19 protein-coding genes are annotated in these 20923 nt (G+C 52.0%); 8 read left to right on the top strand and 11 right to left on the bottom strand.

From position 1 onward, the window contains the following. Positions 1 to 22: 22 nt before the first annotated feature. A complete protein-coding gene (locus ATY27_RS13425) occupies positions 23 to 1201 on the bottom strand; it encodes a VWA domain-containing protein (RefSeq protein ID WP_208931139.1) in 1179 nt (392 codons plus the stop codon). Further along, positions 1201 to 2043: a MoxR family ATPase gene (locus tag ATY27_RS13420; RefSeq protein ID WP_208931138.1), complete on the bottom strand. Its 843-nt coding sequence runs from the start codon at positions 2041 to 2043 to the stop codon at positions 1201 to 1203. Before ATY27_RS13420 ends, ATY27_RS13425 begins: the two co-directional genes overlap by 1 nt. A 125-nt stretch (positions 2044 to 2168) precedes the next feature. Between ATY27_RS13420 and cysK the strand changes: the two genes are divergently transcribed. Together cysK and ATY27_RS13410 are read left to right on the top strand one after the other, a co-directional pair. Further along, positions 2169 to 3137: a cysteine synthase A gene (gene cysK / locus ATY27_RS13415; protein ID WP_208931137.1), complete on the top strand. Its 969-nt coding sequence runs from the start codon at positions 2169 to 2171 to the stop codon at positions 3135 to 3137. A gap of 113 nt (positions 3138 to 3250) precedes the next feature. Next, a complete protein-coding gene (locus tag ATY27_RS13410; protein WP_208931136.1) occupies positions 3251 to 3751 on the top strand; it encodes a hypothetical protein in 501 nt (166 codons plus the stop codon). 54 nt (positions 3752 to 3805) lie between these two features. On the opposite strand, the gene ATY27_RS13405 is transcribed toward ATY27_RS13410, so the two are convergent. Next, entirely contained in the window at positions 3806 to 4543 is a 738-nt protein-coding gene (locus ATY27_RS13405; protein ID WP_208931135.1) for an enoyl-CoA hydratase, read from the bottom strand. Between the two features lie 30 nt (positions 4544 to 4573). Beyond that, the gene (gene ggt, locus ATY27_RS13400; RefSeq protein ID WP_208931134.1) at positions 4574 to 6322 is read right to left on the bottom strand and encodes a gamma-glutamyltransferase; all 1749 of its coding nucleotides are present in this window, start codon (positions 6320 to 6322) and stop codon (positions 4574 to 4576) included. A 182-nt stretch (positions 6323 to 6504) separates the two neighbouring features. Between ggt and rrtA the strand changes: the two genes are divergently transcribed. Beyond that, positions 6505 to 7095 carry a rhombosortase gene (gene rrtA, locus ATY27_RS13395; protein WP_208931133.1) on the top strand — a complete coding sequence of 197 codons (591 nt, stop codon included), beginning with the start codon at positions 6505 to 6507 and terminating at the stop codon, positions 7093 to 7095. Here the strand turns inward: rrtA and ATY27_RS13390 are convergent. Beyond that, a complete protein-coding gene (locus tag ATY27_RS13390; RefSeq protein WP_208931132.1) occupies positions 7092 to 7760 on the bottom strand; it encodes a pseudouridine synthase in 669 nt (222 codons plus the stop codon). The two genes, rrtA and ATY27_RS13390, sit on opposite strands and share 4 nt — an antisense overlap. 102 nt (positions 7761 to 7862) lie before the next feature. Here ATY27_RS13390 and ATY27_RS13385 point away from each other — a divergent pair, with 102 nt between their 5' ends. Further along, on the top strand, positions 7863 to 8615 hold the full coding sequence (locus tag ATY27_RS13385; protein WP_208931131.1) for a pseudouridine synthase: 753 nt from the start codon (positions 7863 to 7865) through the stop codon (positions 8613 to 8615). Between the two features lie 93 nt (positions 8616 to 8708). Continuing rightward, positions 8709 to 9650: a Gfo/Idh/MocA family oxidoreductase gene (locus ATY27_RS13380; RefSeq protein WP_208931130.1), complete on the top strand. Its 942-nt coding sequence runs from the start codon at positions 8709 to 8711 to the stop codon at positions 9648 to 9650. A gap of 46 nt (positions 9651 to 9696) precedes the next feature. Here ATY27_RS13380 and ATY27_RS13375 read toward each other — a convergent pair whose 3' ends face one another. The 3 genes from ATY27_RS13375 to ATY27_RS13365 all read right to left on the bottom strand — a co-directional run bounded on the left by ATY27_RS13375 (position 9697) and on the right by ATY27_RS13365 (position 14362). After that, the gene (locus ATY27_RS13375; RefSeq protein WP_208931129.1) at positions 9697 to 11034 is read right to left on the bottom strand and encodes an IS4 family transposase; all 1338 of its coding nucleotides are present in this window, start codon (positions 11032 to 11034) and stop codon (positions 9697 to 9699) included. A 122-nt stretch (positions 11035 to 11156) separates the two neighbouring features. Further along, positions 11157 to 13613: a prolyl oligopeptidase family serine peptidase gene (locus ATY27_RS13370; RefSeq protein WP_208931128.1), complete on the bottom strand. Its 2457-nt coding sequence runs from the start codon at positions 13611 to 13613 to the stop codon at positions 11157 to 11159. Between the two features lie 143 nt (positions 13614 to 13756). After that, complete coding sequence (locus tag ATY27_RS13365; RefSeq protein WP_208931127.1) at positions 13757 to 14362, bottom strand: NAD(P)H-dependent oxidoreductase; 606 nt, start codon at positions 14360 to 14362, stop codon at positions 13757 to 13759. A gap of 275 nt (positions 14363 to 14637) precedes the next feature. Here ATY27_RS13365 and ATY27_RS13360 point away from each other — a divergent pair, with 275 nt between their 5' ends. Together ATY27_RS13360 and ATY27_RS13355 are read left to right on the top strand one after the other, a co-directional pair. Further along, a complete protein-coding gene (locus ATY27_RS13360) occupies positions 14638 to 15228 on the top strand; it encodes a sigma-70 family RNA polymerase sigma factor (protein WP_244151309.1) in 591 nt (196 codons plus the stop codon). Next, positions 15212 to 15895 carry a ChrR family anti-sigma-E factor gene (locus tag ATY27_RS13355; protein WP_208931126.1) on the top strand — a complete coding sequence of 228 codons (684 nt, stop codon included), beginning with the start codon at positions 15212 to 15214 and terminating at the stop codon, positions 15893 to 15895. Before ATY27_RS13360 ends, ATY27_RS13355 begins: the two co-directional genes overlap by 17 nt. Before the next feature lie 67 nt (positions 15896 to 15962). Here the strand turns inward: ATY27_RS13355 and ATY27_RS13350 are convergent, their stop codons facing one another. Next, positions 15963 to 18218, bottom strand: a complete 2256-nt coding sequence (locus ATY27_RS13350) for an aminotransferase class V-fold PLP-dependent enzyme (protein ID WP_208931125.1) — start codon at positions 18216 to 18218, stop codon at positions 15963 to 15965. Between the two features lie 175 nt (positions 18219 to 18393). Between ATY27_RS13350 and ATY27_RS13345 the strand changes: the two genes are divergently transcribed. Beyond that, positions 18394 to 18609 carry a hypothetical protein gene (locus ATY27_RS13345; protein WP_208931124.1) on the top strand — a complete coding sequence of 72 codons (216 nt, stop codon included), beginning with the start codon at positions 18394 to 18396 and terminating at the stop codon, positions 18607 to 18609. A gap of 45 nt (positions 18610 to 18654) precedes the next feature. Here the strand turns inward: ATY27_RS13345 and ATY27_RS13340 are convergent, their stop codons facing one another. Continuing rightward, positions 18655 to 20004: an IS1182 family transposase gene (locus ATY27_RS13340; protein WP_208931123.1), complete on the bottom strand. Its 1350-nt coding sequence runs from the start codon at positions 20002 to 20004 to the stop codon at positions 18655 to 18657. Between the two features lie 103 nt (positions 20005 to 20107). Continuing rightward, positions 20108 to 20824, bottom strand: a complete 717-nt coding sequence (gene fadR / locus ATY27_RS13335; protein WP_208931122.1) for a fatty acid metabolism transcriptional regulator FadR — start codon at positions 20822 to 20824, stop codon at positions 20108 to 20110. Between the last annotated feature and the right edge of the window lie 99 nt (positions 20825 to 20923).

Here is a 20923-nt window from a genome sequence, read left to right as displayed (position 1 = left end):
CTGTTCACGTTGTCGCAAGGTCTTAGTTTTTATGCTTTAACTGATTGATCGCACTGGCTAAACCTTCCAGCGTCAGGCCAAACATCCGGCCCTGACATATCTTATTAATTTGCGCAATGGAGGCATAATGCGGCCACCAGCTTTCAGGTTGTGGATTGAGCCAGACCGCCTGTGGAAATTGAGAGAGCAAGCGTTGCAACCAGACTTCGCCCGCCTCCTGGTTATAGTGCTCAACACTGCCGCCCGGATAACTGATTTCATAGGGCCCCATCGTCGCATCGCCGACAAAAATCAGTTTGTAATCATGTCCATAAGTGTGGAGCAGTTGTGTCGTGGCCACAGCATCCTGTGGCCGCCGCTTCTCATCACGCCACAGAGTTTCATAGACACAATTGTGGAAGTAGAAGAACTCCAGATGCTTGAATTCAGCGCGCACGGCATTAAAAAGCTGACGACACTGATGAATGTAATCGTCCATCGAGCCACCGATATCAAACAATAACAACAGTTTAACCGCATTGTGCCGCTCGCGCTGATAACGCAAATCGAGTAATCCACCTTGTTTGGAGGTGGCGCTGATAGTGTCGTTTAAATCCAGCTCGCTTTCGGCGCCACTGCGGGCAAATCGGCGCAATTGACGCAACGCCAGCTGCAAACTGCGGTTATTCAATGTTTCATCACTGCTGAGACTCTGGAACTGGCGTTGATCCCAGACTTTGACCGCGCGCCTGACGCCACTGCCTTGCTGACCAATCCGCATGCCTTCCGGATGAAAGCCATAAGCGCCAAATGGCGAACTGCCGCCGGTGCCTATCCACTTATTACCGCCGGCATGCCGGCCCTGCTGCTCTTCCAATCTTTCGCGGAAGGCTTTCAGCAACGCTTCAAGACCACCGAGGCTTTGTAGCGCTGCTTTGTCTTCCTCCGACAACTGGCGCAAAAAACCCGGTGTCAGCCAGTCATCCGGAATGGCACTGAGTAAATCCAGCTGCTCAACGCCATCGAAGTATTCACCGCAGGCGCGGTCAAACTTGTCGTAGTCCGTTTCATTTTTCACCCAGCAAAGCCGCGCCAACTGATAAAACTGTTCCAAATCAGCAAACACCAGTTGCTGCTGCAGTGCCCGCAATAAATCCAGATATTCAGTGACACTGACTTTGACGCCATGACGGCGTACCGTCAGAAAGAAACCACTCAGCATCAGCGTGTCCGTTTTGCCATAAATAGCAGTTTTTCCACCAGCGCGACGTCTTGTTCGTTCTTCAGCAAAGCACCAAACAACGGCATCAGCCCACCCGTCTCCCGACTTTGTTTCAGTTGCACCGGTGTCACCTGCTCGGCCAGCAATAGCCGCAACCAATCGATTAATTCCGAGGTCGATGGTTTTTTCTTCAGCGCCGGTAGTTCACGCAGGCCAAAAAAACTCTGTAACGCTTCAGTCAGCAGCAGTTTTGATAACCCGGGTAAATGCACATCAACAATCCGCTCTAACGCTTCTGCGTCCGGGAATCTGATGTAATGAAAGAAACAGCGGCGAAGGAAAGCATCGGGTAACTCTTTTTCATTGTTGGACGTGATAATCACCACAGGCCGTTGCAACGCCCGCACCGTTTCACCGGTTTCGTAAACATCAAACGCCATCTGATCTAATTCATGTAGCAGATCATTGGGGAATTCGATGTCGGCTTTGTCGATTTCATCAATTAGCAGCACCGGACGTTTGGCCGCGGTAAACGCCTGCCACAATTTGCCGGGTTTAATATAGTTGGCGATTTCGTGCACCCGGGCATCACCGAGCTGACTATCGCGCAGCCTTGAGACAGCATCGTATTCATACAAGCCTTGTTGGGCTTTGGTGGTGGATTTGATATGCCATTGTAATAAATCAGTATCGAGTGCAGCCGCTAAAGCTTTGGCCAGTTCGGTTTTACCAGTGCCAGGCTCACCTTTGATTAATAAAGGTTTTTGCAAGGTCACCGCCGCGTTTACCGCCAGCGCAAGTTCGGCAGTGACAATATATTGGGCATTGCTTTGAAAACGCATCTTTACCTCAAATCAAATTCAGTCGCTTATAACATTAAGTTGTATAACTTATATCAAAACGCTACTTTCGTTTTTAATGGCAGCGGGTATGCTGGGCCAAATTCTCTGTCTGTCTGGAGCTCTGTATGGCAAACATTTATGAAGACAACTCATTGTCAATCGGCCGCACACCGCTGGTCAAATTAAAACGCGTCACCACCGGCAACGTCTACGCCAAAATCGAAGCCCGTAATCCAAGCTTCAGCGTCAAATGCCGTTTAGGCGCCGCCCTGATTTGGGATGCGGAGAAAAAAGGTTTATTAGGCCCTGGTAAAGAACTGATCGAACCGACCTCTGGTAATACCGGTATCGCATTGGCCTTTGTCGCCGCCAGCCGTGGTTACCCGTTGACGCTGACGATGCCTGCGACCATGAGTTTAGAGCGGCGCAAACTGCTCAAGGCCTTAGGCGCTAACGTGGTACTGACCGAAGGGCCAAAAGGCATGAAAGGTGCCATTGAAAAAGCCAAAGAAATTCAGGCATCAGATCCGGACAAATATCTGTTGTTACAGCAATTTGAAAACCCGGCCAACCCACAGATTCACTTTGATACCACCGGCCCTGAGATTTGGAATGACACCGACGGTAATGTTGACGTTTTTGTCGCAGGTGTGGGTACCGGCGGAACTATCACTGGCGTCAGCCGCTATATCAAGCTGGAGAAAAAGCATCCGCTGATCAGCGTCGCGGTAGAACCTGTTGATTCACCGGTCATTAGCCAAAAACTGGCTGGCGAAGAAATTAAACCAGGTCCGCATAAAATTCAGGGCATCGGTGCAGGCTTTATCCCGGGCAACCTGGATCTGGAACTGATCGACCGCGTGGAAACTGTCAGCAACGACGACGCCATCGCGATGGCCCACCGGCTGATGAAAGAAGAAGGTATTTTAGCCGGTATTTCTTCTGGTGCTGCTGTCGTTGCCGCCAAACGTCTGGCTGAATCACCTGAGTTCGCCGGTAAAAATATTGTCGTGATCCTGCCTTCTTCCGCAGAGCGTTATCTGTCCAGCGCCTTGTTTGCAGACGTGTTTACTGAAGCCGAAACGCAAGCTTGAGCTTAATTGGTTAAGTCGCAAAAAGGCTGCCAGGTGCAGCCTTTTTACTTTACAGCAAGCGCACGGAATCGCACACTGCTGGAAATTTCAGATTTAGTCATGGCGATCTTCAAATGGTAAATTGGCGCTCTATGGGCAGCATCGCTGCTGTTGTCCTGCTCACTGCTTGCGGTGATCCAACACCGGCAACTACAACCGATCAAAGCGAGCCTGCTATGCAGGCCGCTGCAGGCTCTGCTGCAACTGCTACAGATTCACCTGAACTAACAGCAGTCGACTTTTTCAAAGCCTTGCTGGTAGAGAACGATATTAAAGAAGCAAAACGTCATGCAGTCCCATCACTCAAACGTGTGCTCGATGGTTATGCCTCTGCCAAGGCGGTTGGCCGGACATTACTGAACATGAGTTTTGATCAGGTTGAAATTACCATCGAAGACACCAACAAAAACGTGCGCGAGTTTTATACCGATAAAGCCGATGTCATGCTGATTTTTACCGGCAAAAAGAACGACGAAAAAATCGTCAATATGCGGATGGTGAAAATGGAGAAACATAACGGCAAGTGGATGGTCGCCGTGATTAAAGATGACCCGTTTGCCCGCACCAAAATTTAACTGGCCGTAACTAGACTCAGCCCGCTGTGAAGCGGGCTTTCTGATTTATGCTGGTTAACGACTGAAAAAACGCTTTAGCGCCGCCTTACAATCGTCACTGTGCAATAGTTGTTCAAATTCAGCCAGTTCCTGATGCAGCACATGTTGTATCTGTTGCTGCATCGGCTGTTTCAGTAAACGTTTGGACTGCTGAACCGCCTGCGCCGGCAATGCCGCCAGTTGCCGTGCTTTTTGCTGTGCCAAAGCCAGTAAATCATCCGCTGTTGCCAATTGATTAACCAGCCCCATCTGCAGCGCCTGTGCGCCATCAAATGCTTCGCCAAGCAATAAATACTGCGCGGCACGCTGGTAACCGATCAATCGCGGCAATAACAAACTGGACGCCGCTTCCGGACAAAGCCCCAACGCGGTAAAGGGCAGCTGAAAACGGGCATCTGCGGTCGCATAAACCAAATCACAATGTAACAATGCCGTGGTACCAATCCCAATCGCCAAACCTGCAACTGCGGCAATCAGCGGTTTATCAAACTGCGATAATATATGCAGAAACTGCACAGTCGGATGTTCGTGATTCAGACTGCCACCGGCGAGGAAATCAGTTAAATCATTGCCGGCACAAAAACAATTGTCACTGCCGGTCAACAACACCACCCGAATGCTGTCATCGCTGCTTGCCTGCAGCAATGCGGCACTGAGTTGCTGATACATCACTGCTGACAATGCATTTTTTTTCTCTGGCCGCGCCAGCGTCAGTGTCAGAACGCCTTGTTCTGCGACCGCAATAACACTCATGTCGATTGTCCTTTTTTTGGTTCTGCTTGCTTATTGGCCTTTTGCCACACCTTCACGGCGTGGATCCGCGCCACCGAGCCAGCCTGCTTTATCACGTTTAATCAGATGCAAACCACTGTTCAGTTCGGTGACGCGCACCTGATAGCCCATTTCCTGCAACGGCAAATGAACCAAAGGCGTGCCTTCTTCGACCGCCAGTACATCGTTACGATGGGTGAATTTCGCCAGATCTGCGGCTTGTTGTGGCCCCATTTGCCAGTCAATCATCGCGACCAGCGACTGCGCGACATAATTAATGATCCGGCTGCCACCTGGCGAACCAGCGATCATCTGCAGCTGATTATGCTGGTCAAACACCAACATCGGCGCCATGGATGATCTTGGCCTTTTACCGGCTTCGACCCGGTTGGCGACCCATAAGCCTTTATCACGCGCCTGCAGGGAGAAATCGGTCAGCTGATTATTCAGCAGATAACCATTGACCATCAGGCCAGAGCCAAACGCATTTTCGATACTGGTCGTCATACTGACAGCATTGCCATCTTTATCGACGACCGATAAATGACTGGTATTGGCGTATTCCGGCGCTTTAGCTTCACCAAGCGGCACCGCACCTTCCGGCACACCCGCAGTAATTTGCTGGTTATCCGCTTTCAGATTGATTTGGGCTGCGCGCTGCTTTAAGTAGGCTGGTGCCAATAAACCAGCGACAGGTACCGGGCTGAATGCCGGATCAGCAGCGTAACGTTCGCGATCAGCAAATGCCAGCCGGCTGGCCTGGCTAATTAAATGCACCGCGGCAACAGACTCTGGTTTTAATGTTTTTAAGTCAAAATGATTCAAAATGCCGAGCATTTGCAGTACAGCGATGCTGCCAGAGCTTGGTGGCGCCATGCCACAGACTTTCATTTCACGATAAGGGGCACAAACCGGCTCACGCCACAGTGGCTGATATTCGCTCAGATCTGCGGCGGTCAACTTACCCGGATTAATCGCGGCCTGATTCACCGCTGCGATAATAGCTTTGGCATTGTCACCCTGGTAAAAAGCGGGTGGCCCTTCTTTGGCAATACTGCGCAGCAACGCGGCATAAGCCGGGTTCTTACGCACAAAACCGACTGGCAGTGGTTTTCCATCCGGATAAAAATACTCGCGACTGTTAGCAAAACGCTGCAACCCCGGATGCCGGCTGCCTGACAGCAACATGTGCAGCCGTGGCGACACTTTAAAACCCTGTTCCGCCAGCGTGATCGCCGGTGCAAATAACTGCTCCCAGCGCAACTTGCCAAATTTCTGCTGCGCCTGAGACAACGCGGCTATCACCCCCGGTGTCCCGACCGCTTTACCGCCGACAAACGCCTGTGGCCAATCCAGCAATTTTCCATCCTGTACAAACCAGTCGGGTGTTGCCGCGGCAGGCGCGGTCTCACGACCGTCCAGCGTATGTAATTGCTTCGTTTTGTCCTGCCATGCCAGCATAAACAAACCACCGCCAATGCCGGAGCTTTGCGGCTCGACCAGCCCAAGCACTAATTGCATCGCCACCGCAGCGTCAACCGCACTGCCCCCCAACTGCAGCATCTGATAACCGGCATCAGACGCATAAGGATTGGCGGACACCACCATAAACTGGCGGGCACTGACCTGTTGCTTGCGTTGAATGCCGGTGGCAGCTTCCGGATCCTGCTGGCCTGCAACCTGAGCAGCAATCAGCCCGAACGACTGCAGTAATAAAACGGATGCCCACAACAAGCGGCAACGGAGACGACGATAAAACATAAGCGGACACAACTCTTTGAACTGCAAAAATCCACCATAACGCAGAACCGGCGCGCTCTGCAATGACATCAGCCGGGACAGGCCCGGGTTCTGCCGCAGGCTTGGAAAAACAGTGTAAATCAGGTAAAACTAAAGCCACAATTGCGTTACACTGCACGCTGTTACCCAGTTGAGGTTTTGCTTTGAAGTTTTCTGCGTTATTTACTACCTGTAGTGCACCTTTAGCCTTATTAGGGCTAACGCTGGTACTGGCTGTATTCAGTACTGACCTGACCCCATTGCTGCAGTTTGACCGCCAGGCCGTATTCGCCGGCGAGTGGTGGCGGTTGTGGACCGGTCATTTGCTGCATACCAACAGCTGGCATCTGCTGATGAATCTGGCTGGTTTAGTCGTGATCACGGCATTACACGGTAATTATTATCAGCGCTGGCAGTTTTTATTTTTATTGTTGTGTGGCTTTTTGCTGATCAGTCTCGGTTTGTTGTTCTGGAGCCCGGCGATTGGCTTATATGTTGGGCTGTCCGGCTGGCTGCATACGTTGTTGGTTTATGGTGCCTGTGAAGATGTGCGGCGACACTGGTCGAGTGGCTGGCTGATTTTAGCCGGTGTCGCAGCAAAAGTCGGTTGGGAACAGTGGCATGGCGCCAGTGGTGACCTGGTGATGTTGATTGAAGCCGATGTCGCCACTGACGCCCACCTGTATGGCGCCATTTGCGGCGTCTTGCTGTTTGGAGTGTTACACAGTTTCCAGCAGATCCGCCGCCACGGTTAAAACGCTGGTGGCTGGCTGAATTCAAGCCATTGGCCGCTGCGTGGATGATGAAAGCCAATAAAACAGGCATGCAGACAGAGGCGATCAGCTTGCTGTTGTATCGCTGTTGGTGCATAAAATTCGTCGCCAAGGATCGGATGGCCAACACTGGCCAGATGCAGACGCAGCTGGTGAGAGCGGCCGGTCAGAGGTTCCAGTAACACGCGGCTGATCTGGCTGTCCGGCATAAAATTCAACCGCTGATAGTGCGTGAACGACGCTTTGCCCTGTTCGGCACAAATTTTATATAAAGGCCGCCGGTCTGGATCTGCCGCAATCGGCAACTCGATATCGCCCTCTGCAGCTATTTGTCCCGCCACTAACGCCTGATATTGTTTAATGATCGTACGGGCCTGAAACTGCTTACTGAGCTCAGACAGCGCCTTTTTATGTAACGGCAACAGCACAATGCCCGACGTATCATAATCCAGCCGGTGCACCACCTGCGCCCCCGGAAACTCACTTTGCACCCGGCTGATCAGACAATCTCGGTTGGCCGGATGCCGCCCTGGTACTGTCAGTAACCGCGCGGGTTTATTGACGATCACTACATCCTCGTCCTGATACAGCAATTGCCAGCGTTCATTGGTGGCGGGCAATACCGCAAGGTCGGTCAGATCAGTCATAGGAAGGCTCAAAGCGGCGATAAAGGCCGGCATTATAAAAGCAGCTGTTGCCGATCGCCAGAAATTCGCTAGAATCCATTTTTTTGCAACAGAGCAGCCATTTTGTCTGACGCCTTTGTTTATCAGCCGCCCGGCGCGCCCTGGCCCAACATTCTCTATCAGGACAAAGATCTGCTGATAGTAGAAAAACCATCCGGTCTGCTGAGTAATCCTGGCCGGGGAGAGAGCCTGCAGGATTCAGTGCAACAACGGCTGGCGCAGCAATTTAATCCGCTGTATCTGGTCCACCGCCTGGATCTGGCGACCTCTGGCCTGATGGTATTTGCCCTGCGCAAAAAAGCAGAAGTCGCATTAAAACAACAATTCGCCAGCCGGCAAGTGGAAAAAACTTACCTCGCCCGCGTTGCCGGTATCCCGCAGGTCCCGGCCGGCTTGATTGATTTACCGCTCGCAGCGGTCCCGCAGCAACAGGCCGGGTTGCCACCCCGTCATCAGGTTTGCCTGGAGCATGGTAAAGCAGCGCAAACCTATTACCGCATGTTGTGGCAGGATCACGCTTCGGCACTGTTGCAGTTAAAACCAATCACCGGTCGTTCTCATCAGCTGCGGGTGCATCTGGCAAGTCTTGGTCACCCGATCCTCGGCGATACGATCTACGCCACGCCCGAACAGCAACGAGCCGCCCCCCATTTATTGCTGCACGCCACTGAACTGACGTTAAACCAGCCGTATAGTGGCGAGCGGCTGCACTTTGTTTGCCCTGCGGAATTGCCTTTATTTGGCCCGGCGACTTTACCTGCATTGTTTTCCGGCGAGCAGATGCTATGCCCTAATGCCGAAATACATAAGAGCTAAACCGTATAGCCTGCCTAGCAATCACGCTTGTCACAAAGCCGGCTCTATTGCACAATCCACATCGTGTATCTCGCGGATTTTTCGGGAAATTTTATGTTTCGGATCGCATTGGCCGGGCTTGGCGACATTGCGCAAAAAGCCTATTTACCACTGGTCTGCCAGCATCCGCAGATCACGCCGGTTTTGTGCAGCCGCAATACCAGCGTGCTGCGTCAGTTAGCGCAACAATATCGAGTCAATGACTGCTACAGCGATTTTGCCACTATGCTGGCAAGCCGTCCGGACGCCGTGATGATCCACAGCAGCACCAGTAGTCATGTTCAGCTGGCGACAGCGGTACTGGAAGCTGGCATTGCACTGTTTATCGACAAACCGATCTGTGACTCACTGGCGCAAACCGAGCAGTTACTGACGCTGGCGGCAACAAAAAACCTGCCTTTTTATGTTGGCTTTAACCGTCGCTTTGCGCCGCTTTATCAGAAACCGCTATTTGCAACACAACCCGAGACTGCCGTGCAGAGCCTGTATTACCAAAAACACCGCCATTTACACAGTGCGCCACCGCGGCAGCTGATTTTTGACGATTTTATTCATCTGATTGATGTAATGGTGGTGGCTGCCAATCTGACCGATCTATCTGCCGTGACCATCCACAGCCAGTTTGTGCGCGATGAGCAACTACTGCAAAAAGTTCGGCTGCAATTTACCCATCGTGACCGGGATTTTTGCGCCGTGATGGACCGGCGTGCCGGTGCCAGCTTTGAGCGATTAGAGGTATTTGCCAAAGATCAGTACTGGCAGATTGATAATCTGCGTTGTGGTCAGCATAGCGTGGCCGGTACTTTACAGCCGCTCGGCTTTGGCGATTGGGTGCCTACCCTGACCCAACGCGGCTTCAGCGCCATGCTGGACGACTGGCTGAGCGAACTAGCCGCCGGCAAAACCAATCAACAGCGCCTGCAACAATACCGGCTGAGTCACCAGATCGCGGAACAGCTGACCTTGGATGCCGAAGCCTTTTTACAACAGCGTTAAATGACAAACATCAATAGCAAAAAGCCCCGGTTCGCGGCAATGCTCTTCACTTAAGTGGAGCCGCATTGCGGTTTACCGGATAACGGGTTTTGGATATCTTCACCGCCCTGGGCCTTGCTGGCCTGGGGCGTTTTTCTATAAACAGATTGCCGATACAACCGCGCAGCTCTGACAGTCTTCTTGCCGTGTGCGATGGTGAGATAGCGCCTGCCATCATCGCCAGTTTGTTGGCTATAAACTGACAGGCAAACTTAAAGCTGACTTCATCAGGGGCTCGTTTGTGCGCGACTGCTGCCTGACTGGCTTCTCTTCGGACCAGATTGTATCCCAGCAAGAGTCCCCATAATTCCTGATACACCAACGCCACCTTTTTGCTGCGAAGCGTGATGGTATTGTGTTGCATCGAGCTTTTAATATCCCGAAAGCCTAATTCTATTTCCCAGCGCTCATGGTAGAGCGTCGCCACCTGGTGTGCCGTGAACTCTGTCGCAGGTAATGAGGTGAAGACTGTTTTCTCGCCATCTGCAATTTCATAGGTCACAGCCCTGACTTGCCAGAACTCCGGCAATGCCGGGTTCTTTTTACGCGCCTGTGGGGAGATTTTCATCTGCAACAAGCGGTCGCCATCGCCATAGCGTTCGACTTCGGTATACACCAGCCCTTTACGCTCGGGGATAAGCCAGTGCCGGTTAGTTTCTTCATCGGCAATGCCCAGCAGCAAGTCCGCACTGAAGAAACCTTTATCCAGTAACGTCACGGAGTGCGCCGGCAAGGATTGAATGAAATCGCGGGCCAACGGGATTTCGCCTTTGCGATAAGGACTGATGGCTGCGTTGACCACCACATGCGAGCGCACATTCATCAGCGCCACCAGACGCAACATCGGATAAGGCGTCTGACGGTTGGTAGCGGTGTTACCCGAACCAAAATGGCCTCTGAGCTCAGGATTATCCTGCGTTCTGAACAGAGCACCATCGACGGCAAATACCTGCAGACCATGCCATGTATCAGCAGGATAACGCTCATGACCCCAGACTTGCGCACATTGACGGAATAACCATTCAACCGGTTGTTCGCCAAGCCGCTGACGGGCTTGCGACAGCGCACTGTCAGCCAGGAGCACATCGTTGGCAAGACCATCAGCACAGATATTCAGATGACGGGCGACTTCTGAGATAGGTTCATTGCGAAAAAAAGCCATACCGACCACCAGCCACAACACCATATCAGCGGGCAATCGCCTGCGGCGGATAGTGACCTTGTCGGATAAGGCCGCGGCGATACGGACCCATTCATCTGGAATATGGTTGGCAAATACTTCCATCCGGGCGACGGGCTCCCCGGACATCTCAATGACTTCGGTTAAATCCTGAATTAACGGCATAAAAAAATCCGGAACCTATGACGGGTTCCGGATTTTCCTACACTGCCAGGATCGGTCAAGTACTCTTAACTGATCTGCATTGCCGGTTCGCGGGGCTTTTCATTTTGACAGTAATCTGTCTGTTACAGCGTGCGGTCAAACAACTTTTCAATCCGGCGGTATTCGTCCAGCCAGCTACTTGGTTGCCGGAAACCGTGCGGCTCTACCGGGAAGATTGCCGTTTCGAAGCTGTTGATCTCGTGTTCAATCAGACGTTGTACCACCCGCACTGAATCCTGGAAAAACACGTTATCATCAACCATCGGCGAGTTAATCAACAGCTGGCCTTTTAAGCCTTCGGTGAAATAAATCGGCGAACTGCGTTCATAGGCAATCGGGTCAACATCCGGTGTATTGAGGATATTTGCCGTATATGGATGATTGTAATAGGCCCAGTCGCCAACCGGACGCAGCGCCGAGCCGGCTTTAAACAGCTCAGGTTGCTTAAACATCGCCATAAAGGTCATAAAGCCACCGTAAGAGCCACCATAAGTGCCGATCCGTGCCCGATCCACATGGGCATTATCGACCAGCCAGTTCACGCCATCGGCCAAATCTTCAATTTCCGGGGTGCCCATCTGGCGATAAATCGCGGTGCGCCAGTCGCGGCCATAACCTTTTGATGCCCGGTAATCCATATCCAGCACCACATAACCTTTTTGGGTCAGCAGATTATGAAAGAAAAACTCGCGGAAATAATTGGACCAGCCTAAATCACTGTTTTGCAGATAACCGGCGCCATGGTTAAAAATGACGGCGCGGCGTTTTTCACCTTGTTGGTAGTCTTTCGGTAAGTACAGCTTGGCATAAACCGGCGCTTTGCCATGGCTTGAAGGCACTGCGACGACTTGTGGCGCCTGCAGCGCCATATTCTGCAATTCTTTTGACACTGTGTAAGTCAGCCGTTTTAACGGCGCACTGGGCTGGTTATCCATCACATACAGCTCTTCCGGCAGCAAGGACGTGGAATAACGCACCAGCAGTTTTTGCTCATCCGGCGACAGCTTAAAGGTCAGATTGCCGTTCAGTTGGGTTAAGGCTGCAGTTTTACCGCTATCCAGCGCAAGTTTAAACACATTGTAAATACCCGGATGCTGGGCATTGGCGCGATAATAAACGCTGCGGCCATCGCGGCTTAACTGCGGCTGGCTCACTTCAAAACTACCGCTGGTCAGCTTTTTCGCGTCGCCATTCAATGCTTTCAGGTACAGGTGCGAATAACCACTTTGTTCCGACAGGAAATACAGCTGGTTGTCGTACGCCCAGCCAAAATTGTTAAAGTCGTAGTTGATCCAGGCATCGTCGTGCAGACGGTGTTGTTCGATAAAACCGGCTTTTTGAAAGTCGACAGTCGCCAGCCAGCGGTCTTTGTTGTCCCAGGCTTTGAGCATCAGCGCCACCTGACTGCCATCGGCATTCCAGCGGATGGCGGACTGATCCCAGTTCCAGTCGTTGATGAGCGTGATGGCGCGTGGTTTTTTCTCTGACTTATAGGTTTTGCCATTGCGCTTAGCGTTTTCTGCTTTCACACTGGCCAGCACATCTTCGTCAAAACCGGACAGCACGTCCTGCTTCAGTTCCTTCGCTTCAGCTTTTATCAGGTCGACCAGAAAAAATTGCTCTGGTTCTGGTTTTTGATCGTTGACGCGCCGGCGTACTGGCTGCGCGGCAATATCACCATTGCCGGTAATATAATTCGGCATGATATCGCGGTCGTCATTCCAGCGGGTTTTCGCGCCAAGCGCCAGCACCAGCTTGCTGCCATCCGGGGATAAAGCCGCGTCAGAAATTTGCTTATCTTTGCCTAAATACACCGGCGTCACGGCCACAGTGTTGTTGGCTTTACGCAGTGCTTCCTGTTGCTGATATAAATCCAGCGCGTTTTTATGCTCAAGCGCAACAAACTTAATCAGCTTATGTTGTTCTTTCGCCAGATATCCGTCCGGCACTTCCGGTGCCGTTGGCGCGTCATCCAATTTCAGGCTGGCCAGTTGCACCAGCAAGCCGCTATTTAAATCGACGGCATAAAAATCCCAGCCCTGACGCCAGGCAACCCGGCCGTCGGTTAAAAACTGCAAGGCCAGCCGATTATCATTGCTACGCGTCAGCTGGCTGATCTTGCCGTCGCTTTGACTTTTGACAAACACATTGCCTTCAAAAATCCAACCGGCAAATTTTCGATCGGCAGAAAACACCTGTTCGGCAGCGCCCACATCATCTAAATCATTTAACGCTATCTGTGTGCTCTGGCCGCCGTTAATACGTACCTGATGCCAATCACGCAGTTCATTGCCGGCTTGTTTACGCTGATAAATCAATGATTGGCTGTCAGCAGACCAATAAGCCAGTTCCGGCTGACGTCCGAGCCAGTCCTGATGCGCCATCGCCTGTTCGATGGTCATCGCCACAGTGCCGCTCTGGCCCTGAATTTGTTGCGTTTGCAGATTAAAGCGATCGGTCTCGCGCTCGGCGAATACTGGGGCTGTAGATAAAATGGCAGTCAATGCGAGTGCGATGGTGCTGTACCGGAGTTTTTTCATGTTGTGTAGCCAGACCTGAACTGAGATTGTGGACAGAGCCTGTTGTTATACAAAGCAAGCCAGCCAAATTCAATCTTCTGCGCCACAAATGCCAAAGACCGGGACCAAATGCCCGGCCTTTATAGCTGTTTATGCCATCAGGCTCAGGCGGCCAGGTCTGCCGTTAACGATTGGATCTGCGCACTGGCAGCAGACAGCGCCTGCGCCGCACTGTCAGGTCCCATGTTCAGGCCTTCTGCGTAGACAAAATGCAGGTCTTTCAGACCGATGAAGTTAAAGAAACTCTTCAGGAATGGGGTCTGTGAATCGGCTGGCAGGTCTTTGTAAATACCACCACGCGTCGCGAAAATCACCACCGGCTTATCAGCCAGCAATCCGACCGGGCCTTGCTCGGTGTATTTGAAAGTGATGCCGGCGCGGGCCAGACGGTCAAACCAGGCTTTTAACTGGCTTGGTACGCCGAAGTTGTACATCGGCACGCCTAATAAAATAACGTCCGCGGCCTGTACCTGAGCGATGGCGTTGTCGGATAAAGCTGCCAGTGCAGCTTGTTCCGGGCTGCGGCTGTCGGCTGGAGTCATCCAGGCGCCAATTTCACTCATCGCCAGATGTGGAAAACCATTGCTGACTAAGTCGAGATCATCCCGGCTGAAACCAGCCGGTAAGGCGCTGATAAACTGCTCAATCAGCTGATTTGATTTACCTTGCTCACCACTAACAGAACTTTGAACAACCAATACTTTTTTCATTTGCATATTCCTCGATGAATGTTGAAGCGGGTTTCAACGGATAAAACCAGCTTAAATCACATCTAATCGAAAATATATCGCATTAAAACGCACAAAATATTCGAATAAATAGAATACAATTATTGCAATACCGGCTGAACCAAGCCAAGCATTGACGCGTATAACCTGCACAACTCAGCGACCCGGAAGATTAAACAATGGATTTGATGATGACAGCAAGGCATCATGGCCCGGAACCTTCCACACCAGCAATCGTAACCGACAGGACATTGAATTTGGCGACGACTGAACCGGCAAGCCGTGACTTGGGCCAATGGGAACAAGCTCTGGCACTGGTAGCACTGACCCGCGACAAGCAGGCCTATCAGGAGCTGTTTGGCTATTTTGCTCCTCGGCTGCGCGCATTCGGCATCAAAATGTTCGGTAACGAACAGCAAGCGCTGGAAATGGTGCAGGACACCCTGCTGAATGTCTGGCAGAAGGCGGCATTGTTTGACCCGACCCGCGGCTGCGCCTCGACCTGGATATTTACCATCGCCCGTAACGTACGCTTCGATATGCTGCGTAAAAAGCAAAGCCGTAAAGATGACATCTCTGCCGATGATTTATGGGCTGACGGCGATTATCCTGAAGCTGAAGACCATCAGACGCAAAAGTGGGAGCTTTGGCTAATCACTGAAAAGCTGGCACCCCATTTTGCCGCACTGCCACCCGCACAGCGCACTGTGATGGAGAAAGTGTATCTCGAAGAGATGTCACATCAGGAAGTATCTGATTTGTTAGGCATTCCGCTGGGTACCGTGAAATCACGGATCCGTTTGGCATTGGACCGATTAAGAGAGGCGCTGGATGACTCAGAGCGTTAATCATCACCCGAGCATCAGCCTGCTTGAATTGTATTGTGATGGCAGTCTGAACGCTGAAGTAGCCCTGCTGGTGGCAACCCACTTGGATTATTGCCCACATTGTCAGCAGTTGCGGCATGATATTGAAACTGACCTGGGCGCGCAGCTGGCAGCATCGACTCCGGCATCACAGGACCTGCACAGCGCCGACTGGCTGGAAATGTTGAACAGTATTGTGGCGACACCACAACTACCGGTAGCAGCAGCACCCGCCCAATCGGTTGAACAACTGATTAGTATCGGTGGTTACCAGTTTGAGTTGCCGCGCAGTCTGCGCCGGGTTGCGTCAAAACGCAGCAAATGGCTCAGCATGGGCGGTATTGCAACAGCACGCCTGCCGTCGGGCGAACCACATCACGCGTCTTTATTGTTTATCGATAAACACACTGATGTGCCGTTGCATACGCATCAGGGCCTGGAAATGACGCTGGTGCTGGCCGGTGAAATGGTCGATGAAAACGGCCATTATGTACCGGGCGATTTGATTATCAATTCGCCGGATGACACACATAAACCGCGGAATATCAGCGATGAGCCTTGTTTGTGTTTGTCGGTGTTAAGCGCGCCACTGCAGTTCAAAGAAGGGCTGACCCGCTGGCTGAACCCGCTGCAACGTTTTTTTTATTAAGTGTCAGCCTTAAGCCAATAAAAAACCCGCATCTTGCGGGTTTTTTATTGTTGCAGCGCACAACGGCTTAACTTAACAGCGCCACGCCACCCTTGAGGTTATACACCTGCTCAAAGCCAAGCCGGTTCAGGATCTTTGCCGCCAATAAACTGCGGTTGCCGGAACGACAGACCAACAATAGTTGCTGAGATGGATGTAGCGCCCCACTCATCAATGCCCATGCCAGTTGCGACAACGGCCAGTGTTGTACCGCAGCGTTAGCTGGCAACAACGGCGCCAGTTCACCGGCGTTCTGCTCATGCGGCTCACGGACGTCAACAATTTGCAGTGTCGGATTACGCAACAATAGTGATGCAATTTCGGCAGGTCCAATCAGTGCCTTGGCATCAGAGTAACTGACTTCAACGATGCCACATTGATACTGGCTTTGTTGTTGTAACGCCATGGCCTGTTGTTGCAACGTTTGCCGCCACGACTCGGTCAGTGTGCCACTGCTGACCAAATCTGCCAGTCCGGGCACTTCCTGGCAGACCAATTGCCAGGTGGTGAAAAACCGCTGCGCATAATCGTGACTGGATAACAACAGCGTCTCGCCGTGCAGGACTGCCTTTAGCCGCTGCAGGCTGTGCACAAACGCCTGGCTGTCCGCACCCGCCAAATCAAGCCGGCCAAAGCCGCCTGGCAATAACAGATCACCAACAAAGGCGCCGAGGATCTGCTGGTGCTGATATAACAAATAGCTTTGACCATCGGGACTGTGCCCGGGCGTAGCCAAACGCTGCAACTGATAATCACCAATCTGCAGACTGTTGGTTGCCTGTGGCCAGCCAAGCAAGTCAGTGTCTGCTGGTAAAACGGGTTGTCCCAGAGCGCTTAACAGATCGAGCCGCACCGATGGGTGGTCCTGATGCTGATGCGTTTCCAGCACCGCTTTTAAATGTAAACCCTGCCCCTGCACCAAATTCACCAGCCGGTTCACCAGCGGTTCAACCGGATCTATGATCACGGCGTCCCGGCTGTGCGGGCAAACCAGTAAATAACTGCATAAATCTTCGTATTTAAACTGGCTTAAACCCGTTAAAGGCGCCGCGATTGTTGTTTGGGCATCACTGAGCACCAGGCAACAATTGCGTACAACCGGCACCAACCGGCGAATCGCAGCGCAGGCTGATGCCAGTTCAGTTGCGCTCATGGCCGGACCAAAGGATAACCGTACCGCTCCTTCACTGCGCCAGGACGCCAGTCCCATCGCATCGAGCACAAAACTGCCGGTTGCTTTAGAACTACAGGCTGATCCGGCACTAACGCGAATACTGCCGGCATCGAACAAGTCGAGAATGTCTTTACTCAAAAAACCTGGTACGGAGAAATTGATGGTTGTTGGCACGATATAAGGAACGTCACTATTCAACACCAGTTGCGGAAAAAGTTCGGTCAGCGCTGCCAATAGTTGCTGGCGATACTGCCACAACACCGTTTCGCTCTGAAACACCGAACCAGCCGGCTTTAACAACTCAGTAAAAATTGCATGCAGTGCCGCGATACCGGGCAGATTTTCAGTGCCGGAGCGTGCGCCGCTTTCCTGGCCGCCGCCGGCGATAAATGGCTGGTACGGCGTGTTCTGCCGCACATATAAAAAACCAATACCTTTCGGCGCATACAATTTGTGACCGCTGAACGGCGCGTAATCAATGCTGGTATTGGCAATATCTAAAGTCATTTTACCAAGCGCCTGCACACAATCGACCATCCAGCGCACTTGAGGATTCACCGCACGGATCAGTTGCTCAAGTTTCGATAAGTCTTGTTTCACGCCGGTTTCATTGTTAGCCGCCATGGTGCAAACCATCGCCGCTTTGGGCAGCAACAACGCCAATGCCTGCTCGTCGAGGATGCCGTGGCTGTCGACAGGGATCGCTTGTACTGTCGCGCCAAGCTGCAATACCTGATTCCAGTGTTTCAGACTTTCCGGCACCGCTTTGTGTTCGGTCGCACCATACAGTAACAAGGTATCAGGACCGCTCAGACCCCGACAGCGCGCATCAAGCAGCGCCGACACAATCGACGTCTGAATGCCTTCAGTCGCGCCAGAGGTAAACACAATTTGTCCGCTGCTGGCACCAATCACCTGACGCGCCAGCTGCCGGGTCAGCTCCAGCTCAACTTTGGCTTTAATACCGGTGCTATGGCTGCTGCTGGGATTACCAAAACAGGTCTGCATGTGATGCAACACCGCTTGGGCAGCACAAGGTAGCACCGCCGTTGTCGCATTGTTATCCAGATAAACTTCCGCCTGACAGCGGCTATCGCGATGTTGCAACATGATGTGACCTATATAACCAGATGGAATATCTTATATTCGATAATGATATGAAGTTCAGCCATGACTGACAAGACATTATTGGCCCGACAAGTGCGGATTGCTATGCATCGCCCGAAATCACTACTACAGCCACAGTAAAGCGTTGGCAAGCGTTGGAAGTAAGTCCTGTGTGCCAATGAGAATTGCTGCAGCATTGCTCCCAGTGATGTGGAGCAAAGGACGTTCATCGCTGGACACAAAAAAAACGCCGCATAAAGCGGCGTTTCAGATTAATGACAAACCCCAGTTTTCTGGGGTTTGTGCTTTTCAGGAGTGGTGCATTCTCCGTCAGTGGTCATGGCTTAATAATGAGTTGTGGGTTGTTGAATTTGATTGGGCTGGTGTTGAATGAGCCGGCATTTGGCTTGGTTGATAGGGATTTAGGCTTGAGACTGGCTCAGGCGGCCAGCAGTAACGCCATTTTCTTGATGTTTTGCGCAGCACCCGCCAGCAGACATTGCATCTGGACTTTTTCCAGCCCTCTGAAGCGGGCATAGCGGTGGCCGTGGTGTTGTTTGGCGTCCGCGAAGCTACGCTCTACTGTTTCTTTGCGCCTTTTGTAAATCTTCTTGCCCCATGAGCTTAACCGGGTTTCATTGGCTGCCTCTTTGGCCGTTTCAAATACGTGTCGGGTCAATACTTTGGTGTGATTCTCACTTTTCGTGCAGCGGCTGCGGATAGGACAATCTTTGCATTTGTTGCGGTCGGATTTGTACTCACGATACCCGGCACGATTGGTGGTGCTGTACTGCAGCAGTTCGCCTTGCGGGCAGCGGTAACAATCGCTGTCTTTATCGTAGTCAAACGCGCTTTTGCGCAATAAGTCTTTGCCTTTGTTGGGCCGGCGGTAGCCCATCACCGGCTCAATTTGCCGCGCTTTAATCAGGTGGCACAGCATCGCAGTGTTGTAGCCCGCATCCAGCCCAACCGCGACCGGCTCAAGCTGGAAACGCTGCAGTTGCCGGTCAAGCCTCGCAATATAAGGCTGACTGTCGTGCTGATTGCCAGGCGTGACGTGCGTGTCAGTAATAAGGCCGTGCCGGCCATCGACGGTGCGGTGGTCGAGGTAAAAAAAGCCCTGCGGTTTGCCTTCGCGCGTCATAAAACCACTGTCAGGGTCTGTGGTACTGGCTTTTATCTCGCTCAGTTCACAGACGCTGTCATCCTTGGGAGCCAGTGGCTTTTTTCCGGCGGCTTTGCGCTCCTCCTCAATCGCCGCGTTGAGCTGGTCGACATAGGCCGAGGTACTGGCTGCCACTAACTTATTGATGGATTTATTCTTATTGGCACTGGCTTTTAAGTGCGTGCTGTCGGTGTAAAGCACGCGGCCGCCAATCAACCTTTTGGCAATGGCCTGCTCAACAATCCGGTCGAAGACCCGTTGGAACACATCAGTCCCGTTGAAACGGCGAATACGGTTCTGACTGAGCGTTGAAGCGTCCGGTACTTTATCGGTCAGCGACAAACGCAAAAACCAGCGATAGGCCACATTGACCTCAATCTCCTGCATCAGCCGGCGCTCACTGGGCACGCCAAACAAATAACCAAGCAGCATGATTTTGAACAGCATCACCGGGTCAATCGCCGGCCGGCCATTGTCTTTACAATACAAATCAGCGACTTCAGCACGGATAAATTCAAAATCTATGGTGGTATCGATTTTACGAACCAGATGGTTTTGTGGCACCAGCTGTTCCAGTGTCACCATTTCAAGCTGATGTTGTTGCGGGGAGATATCTCTGAGCATGAGGGCAGCTCCTGTTTGGACTCCCTCTATTAGATCAAAGGCCTGGATCTACGTCCAGGCCTTTGTCAGCAGTCTGAAACGCCGCATAAAGCGGCGTTTGGCATTATTCGACCAGATCTTTAGGAATGTCCGGACGTAATGCGGACCAGACTTTGCCGGATTCTTTCCCATATTTGCGCACAGCAAATACTACTTCATCGTGTTTGCCGGCTTCTGCGTACAGTTTCAGCTGATGATAATAACGCCGTGCCAGTTCACGTGATTCCGGCTGTGAAAAGTAAAAGGTGGCGATTCGGCGGTATAAGCCACGGAAGCCATTCAGGATCAGCACATAAATCCGGTTCGCTGAATGCAGAGCCAGTTCGTGATTCAGGTTGTAATCGAAATCGGCAAAAGCTTCAGGCGTGTCTTCGAGCTGTTCAGCACCGGCAAAAGCAGCCGCGGCTTCCGCCTGATGGTTTTTAATCGCGCCGCGGATATAAATGGCGCTGATATTGGTACGGGCAGATAACAATTCATCGACCAGTTCCGGCATGCGATCCTGATCCAGCCGGGCCAGCGTCTCAAGAATATTCAGACCTGAGGTTTCCCAGAAATTATTCACCCGGGTCGGTTTGCCATGCTGAATCGTCAGCCAGCCATCCCGCGCCAGACGCTGCAATACTTCCCGTAACGTCGTCCGGGTGACGCCGATCAGCTCAGACAGCTCGCGTTCAGCTGGCAAAATGGAACCAGGCGCAAACTTGCCGTTCCAGATCGATTCAACGATATATTCTTCAGCGAAGCCTGCAGGGCTCTGGGCTTTGATCAGATTTGTCATCCGGATTTGTCCGTTATAGTTGTAATGAATGGAAAATTGGCACTGATTGTACCAGAGGCGATTCAGTTAACAAGCCATGGGCAGAAAATTGCAATCACA

This window comes from Rheinheimera sp. F8 (assembly GCF_001518915.1).
The sequence above is the reverse complement of the archived record's forward strand: the minus strand, read 5'-3'. Positions and strand labels throughout refer to the sequence as shown.

What these genes read in the sequence shown, in the direction of transcription:
- ATY27_RS13425 (WP_208931139.1), bottom strand. Translation starts at nt 1,201, where the DNA reads ATGCTGAGTGGTTTCTTTCTGACGGTACGCCGTCATGGCGTCAAAGTC.
- ATY27_RS13420 (WP_208931138.1), bottom strand. Translation starts at nt 2,043, where the DNA reads ATGCGTTTTCAAAGCAATGCCCAATATATTGTCACTGCCGAACTTGCG.
- cysK (WP_208931137.1), top strand. Translation starts at nt 2,169, where the DNA reads ATGGCAAACATTTATGAAGACAACTCATTGTCAATCGGCCGCACACCG.
- ATY27_RS13410 (WP_208931136.1), top strand. Translation starts at nt 3,251, where the DNA reads ATGGTAAATTGGCGCTCTATGGGCAGCATCGCTGCTGTTGTCCTGCTC.
- ATY27_RS13405 (WP_208931135.1), bottom strand. Translation starts at nt 4,543, where the DNA reads ATGAGTGTTATTGCGGTCGCAGAACAAGGCGTTCTGACACTGACGCTG.
- ggt (WP_208931134.1), bottom strand. Translation starts at nt 6,322, where the DNA reads ATGTTTTATCGTCGTCTCCGTTGCCGCTTGTTGTGGGCATCCGTTTTA.
- ATY27_RS13390 (WP_208931132.1), bottom strand. Translation starts at nt 7,760, where the DNA reads ATGACTGATCTGACCGACCTTGCGGTATTGCCCGCCACCAATGAACGC.
- ATY27_RS13380 (WP_208931130.1), top strand. Translation starts at nt 8,709, where the DNA reads ATGTTTCGGATCGCATTGGCCGGGCTTGGCGACATTGCGCAAAAAGCC.
- ATY27_RS13375 (WP_208931129.1), bottom strand. Translation starts at nt 11,034, where the DNA reads ATGCCGTTAATTCAGGATTTAACCGAAGTCATTGAGATGTCCGGGGAG.
- ATY27_RS13370 (WP_208931128.1), bottom strand. Translation starts at nt 13,613, where the DNA reads ATGAAAAAACTCCGGTACAGCACCATCGCACTCGCATTGACTGCCATT.
- ATY27_RS13365 (WP_208931127.1), bottom strand. Translation starts at nt 14,362, where the DNA reads ATGAAAAAAGTATTGGTTGTTCAAAGTTCTGTTAGTGGTGAGCAAGGT.
- ATY27_RS13355 (WP_208931126.1), top strand. Translation starts at nt 15,212, where the DNA reads ATGACTCAGAGCGTTAATCATCACCCGAGCATCAGCCTGCTTGAATTG.
- ATY27_RS13350 (WP_208931125.1), bottom strand. Translation starts at nt 18,218, where the DNA reads ATGTTGCAACATCGCGATAGCCGCTGTCAGGCGGAAGTTTATCTGGAT.
- ATY27_RS13345 (WP_208931124.1), top strand. Translation starts at nt 18,394, where the DNA reads ATGAGAATTGCTGCAGCATTGCTCCCAGTGATGTGGAGCAAAGGACGT.
- ATY27_RS13340 (WP_208931123.1), bottom strand. Translation starts at nt 20,004, where the DNA reads ATGCTCAGAGATATCTCCCCGCAACAACATCAGCTTGAAATGGTGACA.
- fadR (WP_208931122.1), bottom strand. Translation starts at nt 20,824, where the DNA reads ATGACAAATCTGATCAAAGCCCAGAGCCCTGCAGGCTTCGCTGAAGAA.